General features: G+C 68.0%; 19 protein-coding genes. 11 read left to right on the top strand and 8 right to left on the bottom strand.

Translation table 11 applies throughout. The features are described 5' to 3' along the window. Positions 1–82: 82 nt before the first annotated feature. Positions 83–1,069, bottom strand: a complete 987-nt coding sequence (locus AACH06_RS17535) for a 2-dehydropantoate 2-reductase (RefSeq protein WP_341427148.1) — start codon at positions 1,067–1,069, stop codon at positions 83–85. 35 nt (positions 1,070–1,104) lie between these two features. Next, a complete protein-coding gene (locus AACH06_RS17530) occupies positions 1,105–1,641 on the bottom strand; it encodes an Mpo1 family 2-hydroxy fatty acid dioxygenase (protein WP_341427045.1) in 537 nt (178 codons plus the stop codon). A 175-nt stretch (positions 1,642–1,816) separates the two neighbouring features. On the opposite strand from AACH06_RS17530, the gene AACH06_RS17525 reads away from it, so the two are divergent. The 3 genes from AACH06_RS17525 (at position 1,817) to dcd (ending at position 4,744) form a co-directional block, all read left to right on the top strand. Beyond that, positions 1,817–2,488: a Crp/Fnr family transcriptional regulator gene (locus AACH06_RS17525; RefSeq protein WP_341427044.1), complete on the top strand. Its 672-nt coding sequence runs from the start codon at positions 1,817–1,819 to the stop codon at positions 2,486–2,488. Between the two features lie 112 nt (positions 2,489–2,600). Further along, positions 2,601–4,142 carry a C13 family peptidase gene (locus tag AACH06_RS17520; RefSeq protein WP_341427043.1) on the top strand — a complete coding sequence of 514 codons (1,542 nt, stop codon included), beginning with the start codon at positions 2,601–2,603 and terminating at the stop codon, positions 4,140–4,142. Between the two features lie 32 nt (positions 4,143–4,174). Beyond that, the gene (gene dcd / locus AACH06_RS17515) at positions 4,175–4,744 is read left to right on the top strand and encodes a dCTP deaminase (RefSeq protein WP_341427042.1); all 570 of its coding nucleotides are present in this window, start codon (positions 4,175–4,177) and stop codon (positions 4,742–4,744) included. A gap of 67 nt (positions 4,745–4,811) precedes the next feature. Here the strand turns inward: dcd and AACH06_RS17510 are convergent, their stop codons facing one another. Beyond that, the gene (locus AACH06_RS17510; protein WP_341427041.1) at positions 4,812–5,468 is read right to left on the bottom strand and encodes a hypothetical protein; all 657 of its coding nucleotides are present in this window, start codon (positions 5,466–5,468) and stop codon (positions 4,812–4,814) included. 373 nt (positions 5,469–5,841) lie between these two features. On the opposite strand from AACH06_RS17510, the gene AACH06_RS17505 reads away from it, so the two are divergent. From AACH06_RS17505 to AACH06_RS17495, 3 genes are all read left to right on the top strand, one after another. After that, on the top strand, positions 5,842–6,162 hold the full coding sequence (locus AACH06_RS17505) for a hypothetical protein (RefSeq protein WP_341427040.1): 321 nt from the start codon (positions 5,842–5,844) through the stop codon (positions 6,160–6,162). 198 nt (positions 6,163–6,360) lie between these two features. After that, positions 6,361–7,236: a KPN_02809 family neutral zinc metallopeptidase gene (gene ypfJ / locus AACH06_RS17500; protein WP_341427147.1), complete on the top strand. Its 876-nt coding sequence runs from the start codon at positions 6,361–6,363 to the stop codon at positions 7,234–7,236. 31 nt (positions 7,237–7,267) lie between these two features. Beyond that, positions 7,268–7,702 (top strand): DUF1801 domain-containing protein, encoded by a 435-nt coding sequence (locus AACH06_RS17495; protein ID WP_341427039.1) that lies wholly within the window; start codon positions 7,268–7,270, stop codon positions 7,700–7,702. A gap of 39 nt (positions 7,703–7,741) precedes the next feature. On the opposite strand, the gene AACH06_RS17490 is transcribed toward AACH06_RS17495, so the two are convergent. Further along, positions 7,742–8,026, bottom strand: coding sequence for a hypothetical protein (locus AACH06_RS17490; RefSeq protein ID WP_341427038.1), 285 nt, complete (start codon positions 8,024–8,026; stop codon positions 7,742–7,744). Between the two features lie 288 nt (positions 8,027–8,314). Here AACH06_RS17490 and AACH06_RS17485 point away from each other — a divergent pair, with 288 nt between their 5' ends. Beyond that, positions 8,315–10,345 carry a zf-TFIIB domain-containing protein gene (locus tag AACH06_RS17485; RefSeq protein WP_341427037.1) on the top strand — a complete coding sequence of 677 codons (2,031 nt, stop codon included), beginning with the start codon at positions 8,315–8,317 and terminating at the stop codon, positions 10,343–10,345. On the opposite strand, the gene AACH06_RS17480 is transcribed toward AACH06_RS17485, so the two are convergent. Together AACH06_RS17480 and AACH06_RS17475 are read right to left on the bottom strand one after the other, a co-directional pair. Then, positions 10,329–10,709 (bottom strand): hypothetical protein, encoded by a 381-nt coding sequence (locus tag AACH06_RS17480; RefSeq protein ID WP_341427036.1) that lies wholly within the window; start codon positions 10,707–10,709, stop codon positions 10,329–10,331. The two genes, AACH06_RS17485 and AACH06_RS17480, sit on opposite strands and share 17 nt — an antisense overlap. 59 nt (positions 10,710–10,768) lie before the next feature. Beyond that, complete coding sequence (locus AACH06_RS17475) at positions 10,769–11,776, bottom strand: LysR family transcriptional regulator (protein ID WP_341427035.1); 1,008 nt, start codon at positions 11,774–11,776, stop codon at positions 10,769–10,771. Between the two features lie 96 nt (positions 11,777–11,872). Between AACH06_RS17475 and AACH06_RS17470 the strand changes: the two genes are divergently transcribed. Further along, positions 11,873–12,886 carry a zinc-binding alcohol dehydrogenase family protein gene (locus AACH06_RS17470; protein ID WP_341427034.1) on the top strand — a complete coding sequence of 338 codons (1,014 nt, stop codon included), beginning with the start codon at positions 11,873–11,875 and terminating at the stop codon, positions 12,884–12,886. Positions 12,887–13,076: 190 nt separating this feature from the next. Here AACH06_RS17470 and AACH06_RS17465 read toward each other — a convergent pair whose 3' ends face one another. Beyond that, entirely contained in the window at positions 13,077–13,727 is a 651-nt protein-coding gene (locus tag AACH06_RS17465; protein ID WP_341427033.1) for a TetR/AcrR family transcriptional regulator, read from the bottom strand. Between the two features lie 105 nt (positions 13,728–13,832). On the opposite strand from AACH06_RS17465, the gene AACH06_RS17460 reads away from it, so the two are divergent. Further along, entirely contained in the window at positions 13,833–14,279 is a 447-nt protein-coding gene (locus tag AACH06_RS17460) for a DUF2214 family protein (RefSeq protein WP_341427032.1), read from the top strand. A gap of 114 nt (positions 14,280–14,393) precedes the next feature. Continuing rightward, the gene (locus AACH06_RS17455; protein ID WP_341427031.1) at positions 14,394–15,473 is read left to right on the top strand and encodes a DUF2855 family protein; all 1,080 of its coding nucleotides are present in this window, start codon (positions 14,394–14,396) and stop codon (positions 15,471–15,473) included. Positions 15,474–15,487: 14 nt separating this feature from the next. Here the strand turns inward: AACH06_RS17455 and AACH06_RS17450 are convergent, their stop codons facing one another. Then, on the bottom strand, positions 15,488–16,495 hold the full coding sequence (locus AACH06_RS17450; protein WP_341427030.1) for a hypothetical protein: 1,008 nt from the start codon (positions 16,493–16,495) through the stop codon (positions 15,488–15,490). A gap of 437 nt (positions 16,496–16,932) precedes the next feature. On the opposite strand from AACH06_RS17450, the gene AACH06_RS17445 reads away from it, so the two are divergent. Then, positions 16,933–18,156, top strand: a complete 1,224-nt coding sequence (locus AACH06_RS17445) for a PQQ-dependent sugar dehydrogenase (RefSeq protein ID WP_341427029.1) — start codon at positions 16,933–16,935, stop codon at positions 18,154–18,156. Positions 18,157–18,165 lie beyond the last annotated feature (9 nt).

The raw sequence follows: 18,165 nt of genomic DNA, 5'->3' as shown, positions 1-18,165 counted from the left end.
ATGCATGCGGCGATGCTAGCGCTGCATCGAAAGGCTGAACAGAGTGAAATGACAGCTTTGTGGCGCCTTTGCGTGACGGCTGTCAGCGCAAACCGAGCCTTTGCCGCAAGGCCTCGGCCGTGAGAGGCCGCGGATCGCGAGGCCAAGCCTCCACCAGCGCCTGGATGCGTTCGTTCAGAGGCGCCGCTTGGCCGTGTTGACGCGACAGCCGCACCACTTCGCCGCACAGCGCGTCCACCTCGGTTGGCCGGCCTTGGGCCAGGTCATCGGCCATGCTGGATCGCGCTTCGGGATCGATCCGAAGCATGCGCGAAGCCAGGCGCCGGAAGATCCAATCCGGCAAAGACAGCAGACGCGGCAGGCGGCGGGGGGCAACGGCGGCCAGTTGGGCCGGCGCGATGCCTGCGGCCGTCAGCGCGGTGAGCGCTTCGCGCTGCAGCCCCGCCAGCACCTGCCGGTAGCCTCGCTGCATCAACTCGGCCCGCAGAGGCAGGCCGGACAGGGCGTTGACCGGATTGTTCAGGTTCAACAACAGCTTGCCCCACTGCACCGGCAGCAGATCGGTGTGCAACACCAGGGCGAGGCGCGCGGCCTCGAAGACAGGTCGCCATGGGCGAAGCGCCGGGTCGTCTTGGGCGGCGAGGATTCCGCTGGTCCCTCGATGCAGGTGACCCGGCCCCACTTCGGCGATGTTGTACGGCACCATGCCCGACAGCCAGCGCAGATGCGGCGCCTCGCGGCGTCCCGTCTCGGCATGGCCCAGGCCGTTCTGCAGGGACAGCACCGGCGTGCCTGCAGGCAGCGTCGCACCCAAGGCCCTGGCGGCCTCGGCAGTGGCGCCGCACTTCACCGTGAGCAGCACCAGGGCCGGGTGGACCTGATCGGGTACCGACGTGGACAAGCGGAGGTCGGCGGGGATGCAGCGCTCGTCCCGTCCATCTTGGTCGGTCAGGCGCAAGCCGTGCGCGCGCCAGCTCTCCAGCATGCGGGGGCGGCCCACGAAGTGGACGTCGACGCCGGCCGCTCGCAGACACCCGCCGACGTAGCCGCCCACGCAGCCGGCGCCCATCACCAGCACCGACCCCGGGGGAGAACCGTCCGCGCTCAATGCGAAGCGAGCGGCTGCTTCATGTCTCGAACATGGGTCGGGCCGGCCTGCCGTTCGATCTCTGCCTTCAGCTCGGCACCCCAACCCATCGCGAACAAGGCCTCGGCCGTCACGAACATCGGGCCCGCCAGCAAGCCCACCAGGTCATCCACGAACGCCGGCTTGCGACCTTCGTAGTAGTGGCCGATGAACTGCAGGACCCATCCAAACACGAAGGTGCCGACGCCCCAGGCCAGCCATTCGCCGGTGGTGCCGCCGGCCACCTGATGGGCCAACGCCACGAGCAGCCAGGTGGCCGCACTGACGGCCACCGCCAGGTCGATCCGGCCCCGCATCAGATACCACACGGTGACCACCGCTGCCGTCACCCAGGCGGCCGTCAGCGTCATGCCACCCACGGTGAAACTGGCCCGTGCCAGCAGCACGCCGACCGCGAAGACGATCAGGGGAATGCCGAAGAAGTGCGTCGCGATGTTGCGGCGATCGCGGTGGTAGTGGGCATACTGGATCAACAGATCGGTCGCGCTGCGCATGGAGGACTCCTGTCGTGGCATGGGCGGTGGCGGCATGCTATGCACTCGCCCCCGCCTCGACTGTCAAATCACCGACATTCGGCTCCCCGTCAGCACCATGCAGGATCAGGACTATCCCCAGGCGCACCCAGGCAGGATCTGGCCGCCAGCGCTCGCACCGTGGCGCGACGTGCTCATGGCCGACAGCTGGTTTGCGCAAGTGCCACTTGAGTTTCGCGCCGCACTGATGGAACTCGGCCATGGGGTGGCCCTGGGGCCGGGGCAAGCGCTTTTCGCACGCGGCCAATCGGCCGAGGGTCTGTGTTGCGTGCTGGAAGGCGCGTTGCGCGTCGGTGCCGTCCAGGCAGACGGCAGCGAGTCGCTGCTCGCCTTTGTCGAGCCAGGGCAATGGATTGGCGAGATATCGCTGATCGATGGGCGCCCCCGCACACACGACGCTGTGGCCGACGGGGCAACGCGACTGTGGCTCGTGCCCCAGGTGGCGCTGCTGGGGTGGTTGGCCGCCCACCCGGCGCATTGGCAGTCCATCGCCCGGCTGGCCTGCGCGAAGCTGCGCATGTTGTTCGGCGTGGTGGAAGACATCGCTCACCTGCCGCTGCAAGGGCGGCTGGCCAAGCGGCTGTGGCTGGTGGCGCACGGCTACGGCGGACGCGCGGGGGCACCGCGGCGTGTTCTGCAACTGCCTCAAGAGCAGTTGGCGCTGATGCTTGGCGTGAGCCGCCAGAGCACCAACAAGGCGTTGCGGGCGCTCGAATCGCAGGGGTTGATCACCTTGCGGTATGGAACGATCGAATTGCTCGACCTGCCGGGGCTGGCGGCCCTCGGTGATCGCCTGCCGCCCGACTGACGTCCGTTCCCAGTGGCGGGCGATGATCGGCCCGAACGGGGCCGGGTCGCTCAACGGCCCGAACGGGCCGAGTGGCTACAGTGCGGGTCTTTCTAGACCATACCGATCAGACATGGTGGACTTGGACCTGGCCCCCGCCGCGCCGGCGGCACTGCCTTTGACGACGCCGAGCGAGCCCTCGGGCGCGCCTGCTTGGCCGCTGGGCCACGAGCCCATGCGCCGCGGCGCGCTCGGAGCTTGGTGGGCGCAGGGCCTGCGTTCGGCCCTGTTGCTGCGGCCACGCTGGGAGGGCTTGCAGGTCACGCCCAGTGTCCTGGCGGTCCTGGCCCTGGTGAGTGTGGCGGCCGCTGTGGGGCTCGAGCGCCTTTTCATCGACGGCCCGGCGGTCTTCTACGCGCCGGGCTTGTTGTCGAGCCTCACCTGGCTGATGGTGTGGGCCTGGGTCTGCTGGCTCATGGTGCCTCCGCAGGCCATGGTCGAGGCCCGCGCCACATCGACCACCTCTGCCGCTGGCAAGGCACCCAGCGCGGCGGCGCTGTTATCGATGATGCTGGCGCAGTCGCTGGCCACGATCGCAGGTGTGAGCCTCGCGTTGCTGCCCATCGCCCGGGGGGAGGTGGACTTGCGGCAGGCCTTTGGCACGCCTGGGCTGTGGGTGGCGATGCTGTTGCCGGCCGCCTGGCCCCTGTTGGCACAGGTGCTGCTGCTGTGGCGTGGTGCCAGTGCCCGTCCGCGGGCCAAGGCCGTGGGGTCGATGCTGCTGTGCGCGGTGGCCGGTTGCTCCATCACCAACCCGGAGTTTTTTCGCCGTTGGTACCCCGATCCGGCCGCGATGGAAGATGAATCTGGCGACAGTGCGGGTGAGTTCAGCTTCACCCAGGAAACGCTGGAGTTGCAGCCACGCCTGCTGGCCGAGAGGCTCGATGCACTGCAGCCCCAGCGCAAGGGGCTGATCGATGTGTATGCGATCACCTTCGCGCCCTATGCCGAGGCCGACGTCTTCCGGCGCGAGAGCGGCATGGTCGCCCAGGTCGTGCAGCAGCGCTTTGACGCACAAGGGCGTGTGATCCAGCTGGTGAATCACCGCGACGCGGCACGCGAATGGCCGTGGGCCACGCCGTTGAACCTGCAGCGTGCGATCCAGCGGGTGAGCCGGCTGATGGACCATGAGCAGGATGTGCTGTTCATCCACCTCACCTCCCACGGTGCTCAATCGGGCGAACTGGCCGCGAGTTTCTGGCCGTTGGACGTGGCCCCCGTGACACCCGACGCGCTGAAGGCCTGGCTGGACACGGCGGGCATCCGCCACCGCATCTTGTCGATCTCGGCCTGCTACTCGGGCAGCTGGGTGCCGGCGCTGGCCGAACCGGACACGCTGGTGATGACCGCCGCGGATGCCGAACACACCTCGTACGGCTGCGGTCGTCGCTCCGACTTGACCTTCTTTGGCCGGGCGATGTACGACGAGCAACTTCGGCACACCCGCTCGTTTGAGCGGGCCCACGCCGAGGCCCGTTTGGTGATCGAGCAACGCGAGAAAGAGGCGGGCAAGACCGACGGCTACTCCAACCCGCAGATCGCGATGGGCGAACGGATGCGTGCCCACCTGGCGCGCCTGGAGGCACAGCTCGAATCGGCTGCGCCATCGCAGTGAGAGAATCGCCGGCTCACCCCAGGGCCCCGACGATGAGCATCAAGAGCGACAAATGGATCCGCCGCATGGCCGAGCAGCACGGCATGATCGAGCCGTTCGAGCCCGGGCAGGTGCGCTTTGCGGCCGATGGCCACAAGATCGTCAGCTACGGCACCTCGAGCTACGGCTACGACATCCGCTGCGCGCGTGAATTCAAGGTCTTCACCAACATCCATTCGACCGTCGTCGATCCCAAGAACTTCGACGAGAAGAGCTTTGTGGACATCGAGAGCGATGTCTGCATCATCCCGCCCAACAGCTTCGCGCTGGCGCGCACCGTGGAGTACTTCCGCATCCCGCGTAATGTGCTGACGATCTGCCTGGGCAAGAGCACTTATGCCCGTTGCGGCATCATCGTCAACGTCACCCCGTTCGAGCCCGAGTGGGAAGGCTACGTCACGCTCGAGTTCAGCAACACCACCCCACTGCCCGCCAAGATTTACGCGGGCGAGGGCTGCGCCCAGGTGCTGTTCTTCGAATCCGACGAGGTCTGCGAAACCAGCTACGCGGACCGTGGCGGGAAGTACCAGGGCCAGCGTGGAGTGACACTGCCCAAGGCTTGACCCCTTCATTCGGATCAAACGCCCGTCATCCCAAAAGGAACAGACGGGCTGATTAATGACTTGAAGATCAGAGTGCGAGCATTTCGGCTTTGAGTGTCTTGACGCACTCTTCGGCCGCGAGCGAGAGCTCTGATTTCAGGCGGGCGGCCTGGTTGTTGAGTAGCTCGTCATAGGACGGTGCGTTTGTCGCGTCTTCGGGAATCCGCTTGCAGAAGCCCTCCGCAATGACGGATTTGGATTGCGCATCGATCAGCCGTGCCTTGGCGGTGTAAATAACCCGATAACGCCCCCATGACGACGGGAAGTAGACGAAACTCCAATTGATGGTTTGCACGTCGATCACAAACCGGTCTGCCGACGTTGCACTGGCAGCGATGGATGGCGCATCGTCCTTGTCGGTCGCCACGGCATTTGAAGAACTGGTGGTGCCGTAGTTGGCACCTATCGCGGCCGTCAATTGGGCGGCAATCGTCGACGCCGGATCGGCCACCTGGTTGCTGGCGATGATGCCGTTGCCCTCGCTGATCATGGCGGCCGCGCCTAGGAGGCCGAAAGCGGCCTTGGCTGGAGTCATGGCCGTGAAGTCAGGGGCTTTGCGCGCTGTAACTGCGACGGATTGGCCGCGCAGAGCCTTGGCAGACTCTTGGGTCATCGGGCGCTTCTCATAGCTGGCGCATCCAGCGAGCATGCCAACGACCAGGCCAGAGACGACGAGTTTCTTCATGTATATATCCCTCGGAGTTGGGTGAATGGAGAGTCGGCTTTTCGGCTTGGCGACGTCATCGATTGCGTCGCGGAGCCAAACCTTGGATTGTCGAGTTCGGCTTGTCTGTCGAGTGGCTTGCCCGCTTGCGCCGACGTGATATTCCCCACGACGCGAACGAATCACCAGGTGACGTCCTTCACAGGCTCGGTCGATCTCTTGGTTGGCTACACGCCTGGGATCGGCTCCACTCGCCTTGGGGAGCGTGTAGCTCGTGTGCCGGTGAAATCGGGGGTCTCTACACGCTTGTTCATACAAACAGGCGCCAACCTCGCACGGCACGATCGCTCCAGGCGGCCACCTCCCGTGTTGGCCGCGTTGCTGGAGACGAACGATGCCGACGACTGCCACGGGGTCCATTGCTGCCCGGTTCGATGTGCCTTGGCCTACGGGGCTGCCGGCCAGCGCCTGGGCCAATCTGCCGCTCGGGGCGGCGGGTGGTGAAGCGGGCTGGCCGGCGCTGCAGCGCTTCCATCGGCTGATGACCGGCCAAGGGCATTCGGTACAGATGACGCGCATGTGCTTCGATCGTCTCTACGCCTACGAGCAGATCGCGCTGGCCCACGCCAGTGGTGATGCCTCGCTGCGGGAATTGGCGTTGCAGATGTTCCACGCCTGCCACTACGGTGGCGGTCGGCAGCGCGATCTGTCATAAAAAGTTTCACAATGACCTGCAGGGGCGCTGACCCGTGCAGGCAGCACCTGGCCGATGCGATCGCCTGGCGTGGCGCGGCACTTGCCCCACATTCGAAAGAGTGCCCACGTCGCGGCTGGATGGCTTCCTCCGGTTCGGGGTGAGGCCGGTTTCTCAGCCTTGGCGGGGCGGTGCTTGAAATACCTGGAGGGTGGTGCCATGCGGTGGGACGGCAACCGACAGAGCGACAACGTCGAAGATCGGCGGGACGAGGGCGGCGGCCCCGGTGGCGGCATCGCCCTGGGCGGCCGCGGCGTGGGCCTGGGTACCGTGGCGGTTGCGGTGCTCGCGGGCTGGATCTTCGGCATCAACCCGCTGACGATGCTGGGTCTGCTCAGCGGCGGAGCGGAGACGGCGGCGCCGACAGCACCGGCGCATGCGCCACCGGCCAATGATCGCGAGGCGGCGTTCGTCTCCACGGTGTTGGCGGACACGGAAGACGTCTGGACGGAGTTGTTCCAGCAATCCGGCGGTTCCTACCAACGACCGCGTCTCGTGCTGTTTCGAGGATCGACGCGCACCGCCTGCGGCCTGGGCCAGACGGCGATGGGGCCGTTCTACTGCCCGGGAGATCAGAAGGTCTACATCGACCTGTCGTTCTACGACACCTTGAAACGCCAGCTGGGCGCGCCGGGCGATTTTGCGCAGGCCTACGTCATCGCCCACGAGGTCGGCCACCATGTGCAGAACCTGATGGGTGTGCACGAGCAGGTCGAGCAGCGCCGCGGCCGGCTCAGCGAGGCGCAGGCCAATGCCCTGTCGGTTCGCGTCGAATTGCAGGCCGATTGTTTTGCCGGGGTGTGGGGCCACCATGCCAATCAGGCCCGGCAGATCCTGGAAAGCGGCGATGTGGAAGAGGCACTGAACGCCGCCTCACGCATCGGCGACGACGCGCTGCAGCGCCAGGCGCGCGGCGAGGTGATGCCCGAGAGCTTTACCCACGGCACCAGCGCGCAGCGGGTGGCCTGGTTCCGCCGTGGCCTGGAGAGTGGTCGGGTGAAGGACTGCGACACTTTCCAGGCTCGTCAGCTCTGAGCCCTCACGCCCTGTAGACCGTTGTCCTGATATGCGCACCGGCCCTCGCTCCAAAGCGCTTGTTTCCGCCTGGCTCGACTTCCAGCCCGAGGCGCAGCGTGAGGTCGCCCAGGCGCTGCGGGCGGCCATACGCGAAGCCGAGCCGGGCCTCACCGAAATCGTTCGCTGGGGGCAGTTGGTGTTCTTGTGGGACAGTGCCCCGATGCTGGCCATCGCGCCGCACCGCGGTCACGTGAACCTGCAGATCTTCAACGGTCATCTGCTGCCGCCGGGCCTGTCGCTGCTCGAGGGCAGTGGCCGCGGGGTGCGCAGTTTCAAGTGCCGCCTGCGCCAGCCGGTGGATGTGGTGCAGGTGCAGATGCTTGTGGCCGCCAGCGTGGCCCGGGCTGCGCGAGATGACCGGGGCCCCGCTGCCACCGAGGCCCCGCCGGCCGACTCACCGGGCGACGACAGCCCGATCGATTGAGCCGTGGCGCGGGGCACGCTGGGCGCGCCTCGCCAGCGTTCAGGCCGCGTGCCCGGAGGGCTGCACCACGTGCAGCCAGTCGCAACGAAGACGCTGACGGGTGTGCAGGCGACGCCGTAGCGACAGGTAGGCCCGTGGCACGAAGAACAGTGCGACGCAGGCCACCTCGGCCCACAGATTGTCCAGCACGATGAAGGCCGGCGCCCCCATCCATCCCATCAGCCACAGGGTCAACACCGCATCCCAGGCGTGGTATTCGACGGGTTGACCGTGGCGATGATCGACCATCCAGGCCTTCATCGCGGACAGTTGATTGAAAGTCATGGGGGGCTCCTGGCGACGGCTGGGGCCGATCCTAGCGCGGCTGTCAGTTTCGTGTCAGCTTCGAACAAGGGAGGAAACCGCCACTTTTTGTGGACCTGGTGCCGCCCGCGTTTGCCGACCCGCCGTTCTTGCAAGCCCCGCGCCAGCCACGGGGGCGAGGTGTCAGGTTTGACACGCACGGCTGGGCTGGTGCGACCGGCTCCGTCGGGCCACGGGGCATCGTCGACCAGAATCGTCCGCGTGACTTCGACACTGACTCACTCGGGCGCCGGTTCCGAATCGGCTTCCATGACCTGCCCGCGCTGCCGCCGACCGATGCGCGAATTGGCACTGCCCTCCCACAAAGGGGTCTCGGTGACCGTGGAGCAGTGCGGCGAGTGCCGGCTGGTGTGGTTCGATCGATTCGAATCGGTGCACCTGGACGCCCTGGGATGGGTGCGCCTGCTGCGCGAGATGGAGTGGGCCGCTCAGCAACCGTTGGCCGAGGCCGACATCGAGCGCGTCGCCTGCCCGATTTGCGCGGGGGTGCTCAAGCCGGTGCACAACCGAAGCCGATTCGGTCTGTTCGCGGCGTTGGAGTGCCCGCACGGCCACGGCCACCTGCACAGCCATGCCGGCCTGCTGGCTGAACGCGGTCTGGTCCGCTCCCCCGGCGTGGCGGAGTGGCGCGCCCTGCGGCAGGACCAGCTCGCATTGCACTGCCTGAACTGCGGCGCGCCGGCCTCGGCCCAGGGCGACCAGTGTCGTCATTGCCGTTCACCCCTGCTGGTGGTGGACCTGCCCCGGTTGGCGCATTCGCTGAAACCCCGGGCCGAGTTGATGGCCGCGCTGCCTGCATCGCCGGGCCGCCATGCCAGTTGGGCCTGCCGCGGCTGTGGCGCGCCCCTGGATCCGGCCCGCGAGACCGAGTGCGGGCGGTGCAGACACCCGGTGGTCGCGCATGATCTGCCGGATATTCATCCGCTGCTCGACGTGGCCGAGGCCCTTCTGGCGGAACTCGCCGCGGCCGAAGCGAAGCGTCTGGCGCGCTACCCCAGCACACAGCGGCGCGCAGCGCCCGCGGTGGAGGCACCGCCGCGGCCGCCTTCGCGATGGCAACGCGCGATGCTGGGCGGATGGACGCCGCTGCTGATGGCCGGCTTGCTGACGGTGGTGACGTTGGGGGCGGGGCTGTGGGGCGGCCTGGAGGTGGCCGACACGGCCTTGCAGGCCCTGCGCGCCCAGCGGCTGGGGCGCGGTGCGGGCACGCATTGGATCTGGCTCGAAGCCCATCGGTTGGCGGCGCCGGCTGACACCGCCGAGCGTCACGCACTGCGCCAGGGCTTGTTTGACGTTCACCTGCGGCAGGCCGAAGGCGAGGCCGTCCCTCCCACGCTGACAGTCGGCCAGTTGCTGGACGGCGCCTGGCCACCGCGCCCGGCATCGGTGAACGACTGGCCCGGTCGGTGGGCCCGCCTGATCTCACGACAACTGCGGCCAGTGCGCGGCCAGGCCGGATTGCCCGATATCGAGGACACCCGATGGCCGCACCACCGTTGGTATGAAGAGGCGCCAGGCCTGTGGCTGGAGGAGCGCCGCGGCGCTGCGCCGATCTGGGCGCTCACCGTCGAGAACGGCGGCCCGCTGGCCTGGCCGACGGGCGAGGTGTCGCTGCGGATGAGCATTCGAGAAGCGCCCGACCTGACATGGCGCTGCCGTCCGGCGGCGGGCACCGTTCCGGTATTGGCGCCAGGCCAGAGGGCGACCTGGGTGTGCCGGCCTCAGGCCTTCGATCCCGAGGAGGCCCGCTGGCGCCTGGCGGTGGCGAGCATCGAGGGCGGGGCCCCACAACTCACCTGGCACGACGGCCTTCTGGCCAGCGACACCAGTCTGTCGGCCGCGACCGACCGCTGGGCGGCCGACGCGGCCGGCGGGTCCGCCCGGCTGCAGGCGTTCCTGCGGCGGCATGGTTTGGCGGGATCCTCGACGGCGAATCCGGCGGTACCTCTCGTGCAGACCGAGCAGGAGGCACCGCCGGCCATTTCCTTGGCAGAGCGCTGGGGCTGGTTCTACGCGACCAGCCCTCGGTTGGCGTTGAGCCTGGCCGTGCTCGGGGTGCTGGTGTCGTTCTGCGCGATCGCGCGCATCGCGGGCGAGCGTCGGGCCTATGGGGTCGCCATCGTCGCTGGCGGCATGGTGTGCTTCAAGGCCGGCTGGGGCGAAGGGGCGGCGTCGGTTCTGGTGATTGCGATGTATCTGGCGATCACCTTGATGGCCACCTTTGTTCTGGGCTTCTGTTACCGAAGCTATCGCGCCGTCTTCTTCACGCGCCGGGAGTGACCCTGCCGGCGGTGGCGCTGCCGGTGGCCCCCATCAGGCCGCCAATGACCAGCACGTACCAAAGGGGCGCGCTGCTGTCGCCCTGCAACTGCAGCAAGCCCGCTCCACTGGCCATCAGCCCGACGGCGGCCAGCAGGGCCAGCAGCAGCAGGGCGGCGCCCAGCCACCGTGTCGGTACGCGCACAGCCGGATCTCGGCTGCCGACCACCAGCAAACCGTAGCCCAGCAAGGTGAACAGCGGGAACAGGACCCACAGCGTCAAGCCGGGCGAGTGGGCCATCCACCCCATGGGCGCCGCCACCAGGAACACCGCCGACAGGAAACCCAGCAAGGTCAGAACACCACCGGTGATGACAAGCAGCATGGCGCAGTACTTCGAAAGATGGACGGGTCGCCAGCATAGCGCGGGCACTTCGGCGGATGTCAAACAGGCGGTGGATGGCGGACTGCACGCAGCGCCCCGTCGCTGACGCTGTCGGCCAGGCCCTGCAGCCGCGGGCGAAGAAAGTCGGCCAGCGTCCGCATGCGTGCGCTCAGATGCGTGCCACGCGCGAACACCATCGTCAACGGATAGGCCTGGCTCTCCCATTCCGGCAGCACCCGAAGGAGCCGGCCCGCCAGCAGATCCGCGGCCACATCGAGCCGCGACTTCAGCACGATGCCGTGACCGTCCAGTGCCCACAGCCGTGCCAGCAGCCCGTTGTCGGTGGCACGCCGCAAGCGAGGCGCAACCTCGGCGGTCTCGCCGCGTCGCACCAGCGTCCACACCTGGCCAGTACGGCCCGACAGCCGCAACGCGATGCCGTGATGCATCGAGAGCTCGGCCACGCTGCGGGGGGTGCCTGCACGCTCCAGGTAGGCCGGCGAGGCGACGAGCACCGCCGTGTTGTCGGCCATCAGGCGCACGATCTGTTCGTCAGACGTGGGGACGCCGTAACGCACCGCGACATCGACGGGCTCCCGGCCAATGTCGCTCACCCGATCGCCGACCCTCAGCTCGAGCTGCAGTTGGGGATGCAGGCGCATGAAGTCGTCGAGCATCGACCGCAGCACGTGCAGGCCCAGGTCGGTGGAGACGGACAACCGCAGGTTGCCCCGCACCTGGGTGAGCGGCGCATGCAGCTCGGCGGTGCCCTGGTCGAGCAGCGCCAGCGCATGGCGGGCGCGCTCGAGGAATTGGGCGCCCTCGAGCGTGGCCTTCAGTGCCCGGGTGCTGCGGGCGAAAAGGGGGGCGCCCAACTGAGCCTCCAGCCGGCGTATGGCGGCCGTGGCGGTGGCGGGCAGCAGATCGGACTCGCGGGCCGCCGCCGCCACGCTGCCCAGCTCGGCCACTCTCAGCGCCAAGCGCAGCGAAGGCAGCTCGATCGGCTGTGCCGGGGCCGGTGCGGGAACGGAAGGGCGGGAGCGGCGCGCCATGTCATTGACAAACACGGTTTGTGAGTGACGCAGTCTGCCACGTCTGGTTTGTGTTCGGCGCGATTGAGAAGATGCCGCCCGTTGTCACACATTCCTTGAAGCGACATTGCCATGAAAGCCATTGCCCAACGACGCCCCCTTCCGCTGAACGTGCCGGATTCGCTTGAACTGGTGGAACTGCCCGAGCCGACACCGGGGCCGCATGACCTGCTGGTGCAGGTCCAGGCGGTGTCCGTCAACCCGGTGGATGTGAAAGTGCGGGCGGGCATGCCGGTGCCAGAGGGGCAGGTGCGGGTGCTGGGTTGGGACGCGGCCGGCACCGTGCTGGCGGTGGGCAGCGAGGTGCGCGGTTTCGAGGCCGGCGATCGTGTCTGGTATGCCGGCGCGATCGATCGCCAGGGCAGCAATGCCGAGCGCCAGGTCGTCGATGCCCGCATCGTGAGCCACATGCCTCGAACGCTGGACTTTGCCCAAGCGGCCGCGCTGCCCCTGACCGCCATCACGGCGTGGGAGCTGCTGTTCGATCGCCTGGGCGTGGCCCCGGGCGGTGGTGAAGGGCAGCGCCTGCTGGTGGTGGGCGCCGCGGGTGGGGTGGGTTCCATCCTCGTGCAACTGGCCCGCCGATTCACCCAGCTCGAAGTGATTGGCACCGCATCGCGGCTGGACACGCAGGCCTGGGTCAAAGAGATGGGCGCGCACCATGTGGTCGACCACAGTGGCCCGCTCGATCAGGCCTTGGCCTCTGCGGGCCTGGGGCCGGTGCACCTGGTGGCCAGCCTCACGCAGACGACGCAGCACTACACCGCGTTGGTCAACGCGCTGGCGCCTCAGGGCAAGCTGGCTCTGATCGACGACTCGAACGAGCCCATCGACGTGCGCCCGCTGAAGGCCAAGTCCCTCTCGTTGCACTGGGAAATGATGTTCACCCGCAGCCGCTTCCAGACGGCCGACATGGCCCGCCAAGGTGAGCTGCTCGCCGAGGTGGCGAAGGCGGTCGACGCCGGCACATTGCGAACGACGATGACGCGGCATTTCGGCAAGCTGGGCGTGGCCACGCTGGTCGAGGCGCATGCGCACGTCGAAAGTGGCCGGGCGATCGGCAAGGTGGTGCTCGACGGGCTGTGACGGGCCAGGTCGGCGGGCCCATCTGATGAGGGCCTGTTCACGCCACGCAGGCCCTTCGGGAACGCGCCGTCCAGGGCGACCGGCGTTACCTACCTTGCCCAGGCGCCCGCCTGGGCGGCAGCGCGCGTCTGGCGCTGCATCCCTGGGCAGCTCGTTCGCACGGGGCTGCGCAGTGTGAACACGCCCTCGTTCATTCCCGCGGGTGGCCCAGCCCGGCCATCACCAGCTGAAGCAGCTCTCCACCCATCTCGCTGGCCGCCTGGCCGCGTTCGGCATCGAGCCCGAACAGCTCCCCGGTCTGCTGCTCCAGCACGAGCGTGACATAGCCATGCACCACCGACCAGGCGAGCAGAATGCGGCGCCCGCGCTCGTCCGCCGGCAATTGCCGCTGGGCCAGCAGCGCGTCGATGGCTGAGCGCAGCAGGTCGCCGACGCGTTGGCCCGCCCGGCGCAAGGCCTCGTGGCCCGGGTCCAGCCGATCGCGGCGGAACATCAGCTGAAACAGCGCCCGGTTTGACAGCGCGAAGTCGATGTAGGCCTGGCCCACCGCCCGAAGGCGGGCCGTGGGGTCGGCGTCCGGCGCCAGCGACACATAGCCCTCCATCGTGTCGGCCAACCGGTCCAGCCCATTGGCGGCGCAGGCGCTGAGCAAACCCCGCGCGTCGCCGAAGTGATGCGCCGGTGCGGCGTGCGACACGCCGGCCCGCCGGGCGCACTCGCGCAGGGTGAAGGCCTCCAGCCCGTGCTGTGCCAGCAAGGTTTCGGCCGCATCGATCAGCGCCTGGCGCAGAGCACCATGGTGGTAGGTGTCTTCGGCGGGGCGGGGCGGGGGTGTCGGCATCGTCGGGTGGGCATTCGTCGGAACAAGCGTCAGCCGGGCTGGCTTGACACTGTCAAGTTTAGCGCCGCACAATGCGTCCATTGCAATCTTGACGATGGAAAGATCATGAGCCCCTTGGCACTCGATGCCGCGTTGGCGGTGCTGCACCATGCCCTGGTTTTCACGCTGGTGGCGTTGCTGGCGGCTGAGCTGGCCATTGCAAGCGGCCCTGTCGGCATGCGACGGCTGGCGCAACTCGGGCGGGTGGATGCCGTGTATGGCCTGATGTCGCTCGGTGTGGTGGCCGCAGGCTTCCTGCGCGCCGTCTATGGCGCCAAGGGCTGGGCCTACTATGCGCATCAGCCGATGTTCTGGCTGAAGATCGGGCTGTTCGTTGTCGTCGGCTTGTTGTCGGCTGTGCCCACCGTGCGGCTGATCCGCTGGCGGCGGGACGGCAGCGTGCCCTCTGACGAGGCCGTGCGCGCCTTGCGGCGATGGATGTGGGGTGAGGCGGCCGTGATGGCACTGATGCCGTTCGCTGCGGCGTTGATGGCGCGCGGCATTGGGCTGTGACGCCTGGGCCGAGCCCTGTCAAGCGGGTCGCCCTGGCGACAACCGCCTCCTCGCACGCCTGTCACCATCAAGCCCTTGCCGTGATGACACGGCCCCCATGACACAGGAGACCCGATGCCCTCCATGCTGACCTTGGCTGTCGACCGCGCCGACCTCCGTGCGAGCCAGGTGATCGAGCAGCCGCTGCCCGACCTGACCGACGGCCAGGTGCTCGTGCATGTCGACCGTTTTGCGCTCACCGCCAACAACATCACCTATGCCGAAACCGGTGATTCGATCGGCTATTGGGGGTTTTTCCCTGGGCCCGCAGGGTGGGGTGTGATCCCGGTGTGGGGCTTCGCCGAGGTGGTGGCCTCGCGCTGCGACGGCGTGGCGGCCGGCCAGCGGTTCTACGGATTCTGGCCCGCCGGTTCGCACCTGGTGTTGCAACCCCAGCGGGTGGGCGGCGCCGGCTTCGTGGACGGCGCACCGCACCGCCAGGCCCTGCCGGCGGCCTACAACCGCTACCTCCTGACGGGGGCGGACGCTTCTTATCGACCCGAAGACGAAGACCTCATCGCGCTGCTCCGGCCGATGTTCGTCACCTCCTTCCTGATCGATGACTTTCTGGACGACGAAGGCTTCTTCGGTGCCCGGCAGGTGGTGATCTCCAGTGCGTCCGCGAAGACAGCGTTCGGCTTGGCGTTTTTGTTGAAGCGGCGCGGCACGGCCGAGGTGATCGGCCTCACGTCGGCGAGCAACCGTGCCTTCGTGGCGGGGTTGGGCTGCTATGACCAGGTCGTGGCTTACGACGACCTCACCCATGTGCCTTCGGCCACCCCCGCGGTCTACGTCGACTTTGCCGGCAGCGCCGAGCTGAGGCACCGTGTCCATGCCCATTGGGGCGATCGCCTGGTGTACAGCAGCGCCGTCGGATTGGCCCACCGCGACCTGGGCCGCGCAAAGGTGCCAGCGGCTGGCGTCAAACCGGTCTTCTTCTTCGCGCCCGACCGCCTGCGCAAGCGGGCGCAGGACTGGGGGCGCGACGGCATCGAGCCGCGGCTGGCCGAGCAGTGGCGGCCCTTTGTGGGCGCGGCAAGCGGCTGGCTCGCGGTCACCCATGACCGCGGCTCCGCGGCCGTGCAGGCCGCCTACGCGCAAGCCTTGGCGGGGCAGGTGCCGCCGAGCGTGGGGGTGGTGCTGTCGATGGATTGACGACAGCCGCGAGTTCAGGCCTGCAGAAACTCGGCCAGCTTTTTCAGCTGGCTGCGTTCGACCTGACCGTCGTTGGGCCGCGGCGTGGCCAGCACCCGGGCCCAGGTGGACAAGCGCGGGGCGTCGAACGCGGCGGCCAGCACCATGCGGCTGAAGCGCTCGCCTGAAGTCAGGTGGCCTCTCTTGGGCAATCCGTGCATCTGCGCTTCGGTGAGCGCCAGCGCGGCCACGTCGGCGGCGCGCTGAATGCTGTTCAGGCGGGGCAGTCCGTCGTGCTCGAACCAACGGTCGAAGGACGCCAGCCAGTGCTCGACCTCACGCATGGTTCGCCATGCGTTGCTGCCCTGGTGCGACGGCCCGGTGCCACCGGCCAACTCCATGGCGTTCAGGGTGACGTCGGGGCCATCAGGCGGCGTCGCCTTGCCCAGCGCGTCGTGCCATACCTGCCACACATCACGGCACTGGAACATGAAGCGCGGGTGCGCCACCAGCGCGCCCGCCTGTTCACCCAAAACCACAAAGATGGTCTGCTCCACCGACCCCAGCACCCGCGCCACCGCGCCGGTGGGGGTGGGCTTGAACCCGTACACCGCCAGCTGACGGGCCAAATGCGCGCTGACGAGGGCGTGCACGGAGGGCTTTCCCCAGGCGCCTGGCGCCGCGGGTGGCGCCGCCGGGGGGGCGGGCATGGGCGTCACGCTGCCGTTGGCGTAGGCCACGCAGCCATCGGCTCGGTAGAGCGCATCGTTCTGTGGGTCGAGCATGTGAAGCCCCGCCATGGCGGCCGCGCGCGCCAGCCGAGCCACCTGGTCGCGCTCAGCCGCCGGCATCGTCACGGCGAGCACCGCGTCGTCGAGCGGGGGCACGAAAAGACCCGGCTGGATGACCTTGGCCGCTTCGACAAAGCTGACAAATCGTGCGCGCTGGCTGGCGGTCGCCTCGCGGCGGCGGGCTGCCATGGCGTGCGCCTCGGGCACGGTGCGAATCGCGGGCGCATAGAACAACTTCAAGATGGAGCGCATACGGTTCTTGCGCGCCGGGGCACCGTCACCGGTACCCGTGGCGCGGTGGGTTGGCCTGGGAGAGCGATCTGGCGTTGGCCCGCCAATTCTGTAACAGCCCGCGCTGCCGCGCATCGGGCAAAGGAGCATGTCGGCCCCCGTTCGTATCGACCCGACACACACTGGTCGCCCTCTCCCTAATTTGAAGTTGGGAGGGAGCGCGGATTGACGTAGTGCCGCGACGTCCGTGTGGCGTCTGCGCCGCACAATCTCCAGCACGCAGAGATTGCGGCCGTGCACCCCACAAGGAAAAGCGGGTTCGCATTGCGCGGCGTTCTGTGAATCGCGCTTGCGCCAGAGGATGTCACCGTCTTAGGCGTGGGCCAAGGCGCGTGCGGCTCGTCTCCGGCTCCGGGGCTTACCGCCGACGCCCCATCCACACTCCAGGGAGGGAATCCATGGGCTTTTCGTCATGCTGGCGAGCCGTCGTCGTGTCCGCTGCGCTGTGCTTCGGCGCCACCGCCCCACAGGCCATGGTGGGCCAATACGTGGGCAACTTCAACGAACCGATCTACCTCACCGCGCCGCAGGGCGACAAGCGGCTGTTCGTGGTGGAGAAATCGGGCGTGATCAAGGTCGTTCGCAACGGCAAGACCACCACCTTCCTGGACGTGAGCCAGCGGGTGGACACCGAAGGCGAGCGTGGACTGCTCGGCCTGGCATTCGATCCTGGCTACGCCACCAATGGCCGCTTCTACATCAGCTACATCGATCGCCGCACGCTGCAAAGCCGGGTGGACCGCTACACGGTGACGCCGACCACCGCCAACAAGGCGAGCCCCAAGACGCGGCAGTCGATCATCGCCATCAATCAGTCGTCGACCGCGGGCCACAAGGCCGGCTGGATCGGTTTCCGACCCGGTGATGCGAAGAACCTGTACTTCACGCTGGGTGACGGCGGTGGCGGCTACGACCCCGACGGCAATGGCCAGAACGGACAGGTGCTGTTGGCCAAGGTGTTGCGCATCGACGTGAGCGGTTCGGGCGCAGGCTACACCGTGCCTGCCGACAACCCCTTCGTCGGCTCATCGACCGTCAAGCCCGAGATCTGGGCGCTGGGCCTGCGCAACCCGTATCGCGCCAGCTTCGATCGTCTGACCGGAGCCTTCTGGCTGGGCGATGTGGGCGAAGGCACCCGCGAAGAGGTCGACTTCGAGGCCCCCGGCGATCCGGGCGGCCACAACTACGGCTGGCGCCTGCGCGAGGGCACCGTTGAAACGCCGATGGTGGGCGGCGACGCCCCCGGGTTGACCGACCCCGCGTTCGACTACGCGCACCTCGAGATTCCCGGCGGGTTGGGCAACTGCGTGATCGGCGGCTATGTCTACCGTGGCCCGAGCATCCCGGAGGCCGATGGACGATACGTCTTTGGCGATTGCGTCAGCAACCGCATCTTCTCGATCAGCCATGACCAACGAGGGGCCCCGATCGACTGGCGGGAAGAAACCGACGCCTTGCTGGCAGGCAGTGGGCTCAGCGTGATCACCTCGTTCGGCGAAGACGGCTTGGGCCGCCTGTACGTGATGGGCTTGAGCGGCGTCCTGCTTCGCGTGTGCCCGTCGGCACCCGCCCAACGCGGCGCCCAGCGCCTGCTGGCTGACCCCTGCACCACTGCCCCTTGATGGCGAAGC

Origin of the sequence: Ideonella lacteola (assembly GCF_038066555.1) — a bacterium.
GTDB classification, from domain to species: domain Bacteria; phylum Pseudomonadota; class Gammaproteobacteria; order Burkholderiales; family Burkholderiaceae_C; genus Ideonella; species Ideonella lacteola.
The sequence above is the reverse complement of the archived record's forward strand: the minus strand, read 5'-3'. Positions and strand labels throughout refer to the sequence as shown.

Coding starts and splice junctions, on each gene's coding strand:
- AACH06_RS17535 (WP_341427148.1), bottom strand. CDS start 1,069: ATGGGCGCCGGCTGCGTGGGCGGCTACGTCGGCGGGTGTCTGCGAGCG.
- AACH06_RS17530 (WP_341427045.1), bottom strand. CDS start 1,641: ATGCGCAGCGCGACCGATCTGTTGATCCAGTATGCCCACTACCACCGC.
- AACH06_RS17525 (WP_341427044.1), top strand. CDS start 1,817: ATGGCCGACAGCTGGTTTGCGCAAGTGCCACTTGAGTTTCGCGCCGCA.
- AACH06_RS17520 (WP_341427043.1), top strand. CDS start 2,601: ATGGTGGACTTGGACCTGGCCCCCGCCGCGCCGGCGGCACTGCCTTTG.
- dcd (WP_341427042.1), top strand. CDS start 4,175: ATGAGCATCAAGAGCGACAAATGGATCCGCCGCATGGCCGAGCAGCAC.
- AACH06_RS17510 (WP_341427041.1), bottom strand. CDS start 5,468: ATGAAGAAACTCGTCGTCTCTGGCCTGGTCGTTGGCATGCTCGCTGGA.
- AACH06_RS17505 (WP_341427040.1), top strand. CDS start 5,842: ATGCCGACGACTGCCACGGGGTCCATTGCTGCCCGGTTCGATGTGCCT.
- ypfJ (WP_341427147.1), top strand. CDS start 6,361: ATGCGGTGGGACGGCAACCGACAGAGCGACAACGTCGAAGATCGGCGG.
- AACH06_RS17495 (WP_341427039.1), top strand. CDS start 7,268: ATGCGCACCGGCCCTCGCTCCAAAGCGCTTGTTTCCGCCTGGCTCGAC.
- AACH06_RS17490 (WP_341427038.1), bottom strand. CDS start 8,026: ATGACTTTCAATCAACTGTCCGCGATGAAGGCCTGGATGGTCGATCAT.
- AACH06_RS17485 (WP_341427037.1), top strand. CDS start 8,315: ATGACCTGCCCGCGCTGCCGCCGACCGATGCGCGAATTGGCACTGCCC.
- AACH06_RS17480 (WP_341427036.1), bottom strand. CDS start 10,709: ATGCTGCTTGTCATCACCGGTGGTGTTCTGACCTTGCTGGGTTTCCTG.
- AACH06_RS17470 (WP_341427034.1), top strand. CDS start 11,873: ATGAAAGCCATTGCCCAACGACGCCCCCTTCCGCTGAACGTGCCGGAT.
- AACH06_RS17465 (WP_341427033.1), bottom strand. CDS start 13,727: ATGCCGACACCCCCGCCCCGCCCCGCCGAAGACACCTACCACCATGGT.
- AACH06_RS17460 (WP_341427032.1), top strand. CDS start 13,833: ATGAGCCCCTTGGCACTCGATGCCGCGTTGGCGGTGCTGCACCATGCC.
- AACH06_RS17455 (WP_341427031.1), top strand. CDS start 14,394: ATGCCCTCCATGCTGACCTTGGCTGTCGACCGCGCCGACCTCCGTGCG.
- AACH06_RS17450 (WP_341427030.1), bottom strand. CDS start 16,495: ATGCGCTCCATCTTGAAGTTGTTCTATGCGCCCGCGATTCGCACCGTG.
- AACH06_RS17445 (WP_341427029.1), top strand. CDS start 16,933: ATGGGCTTTTCGTCATGCTGGCGAGCCGTCGTCGTGTCCGCTGCGCTG.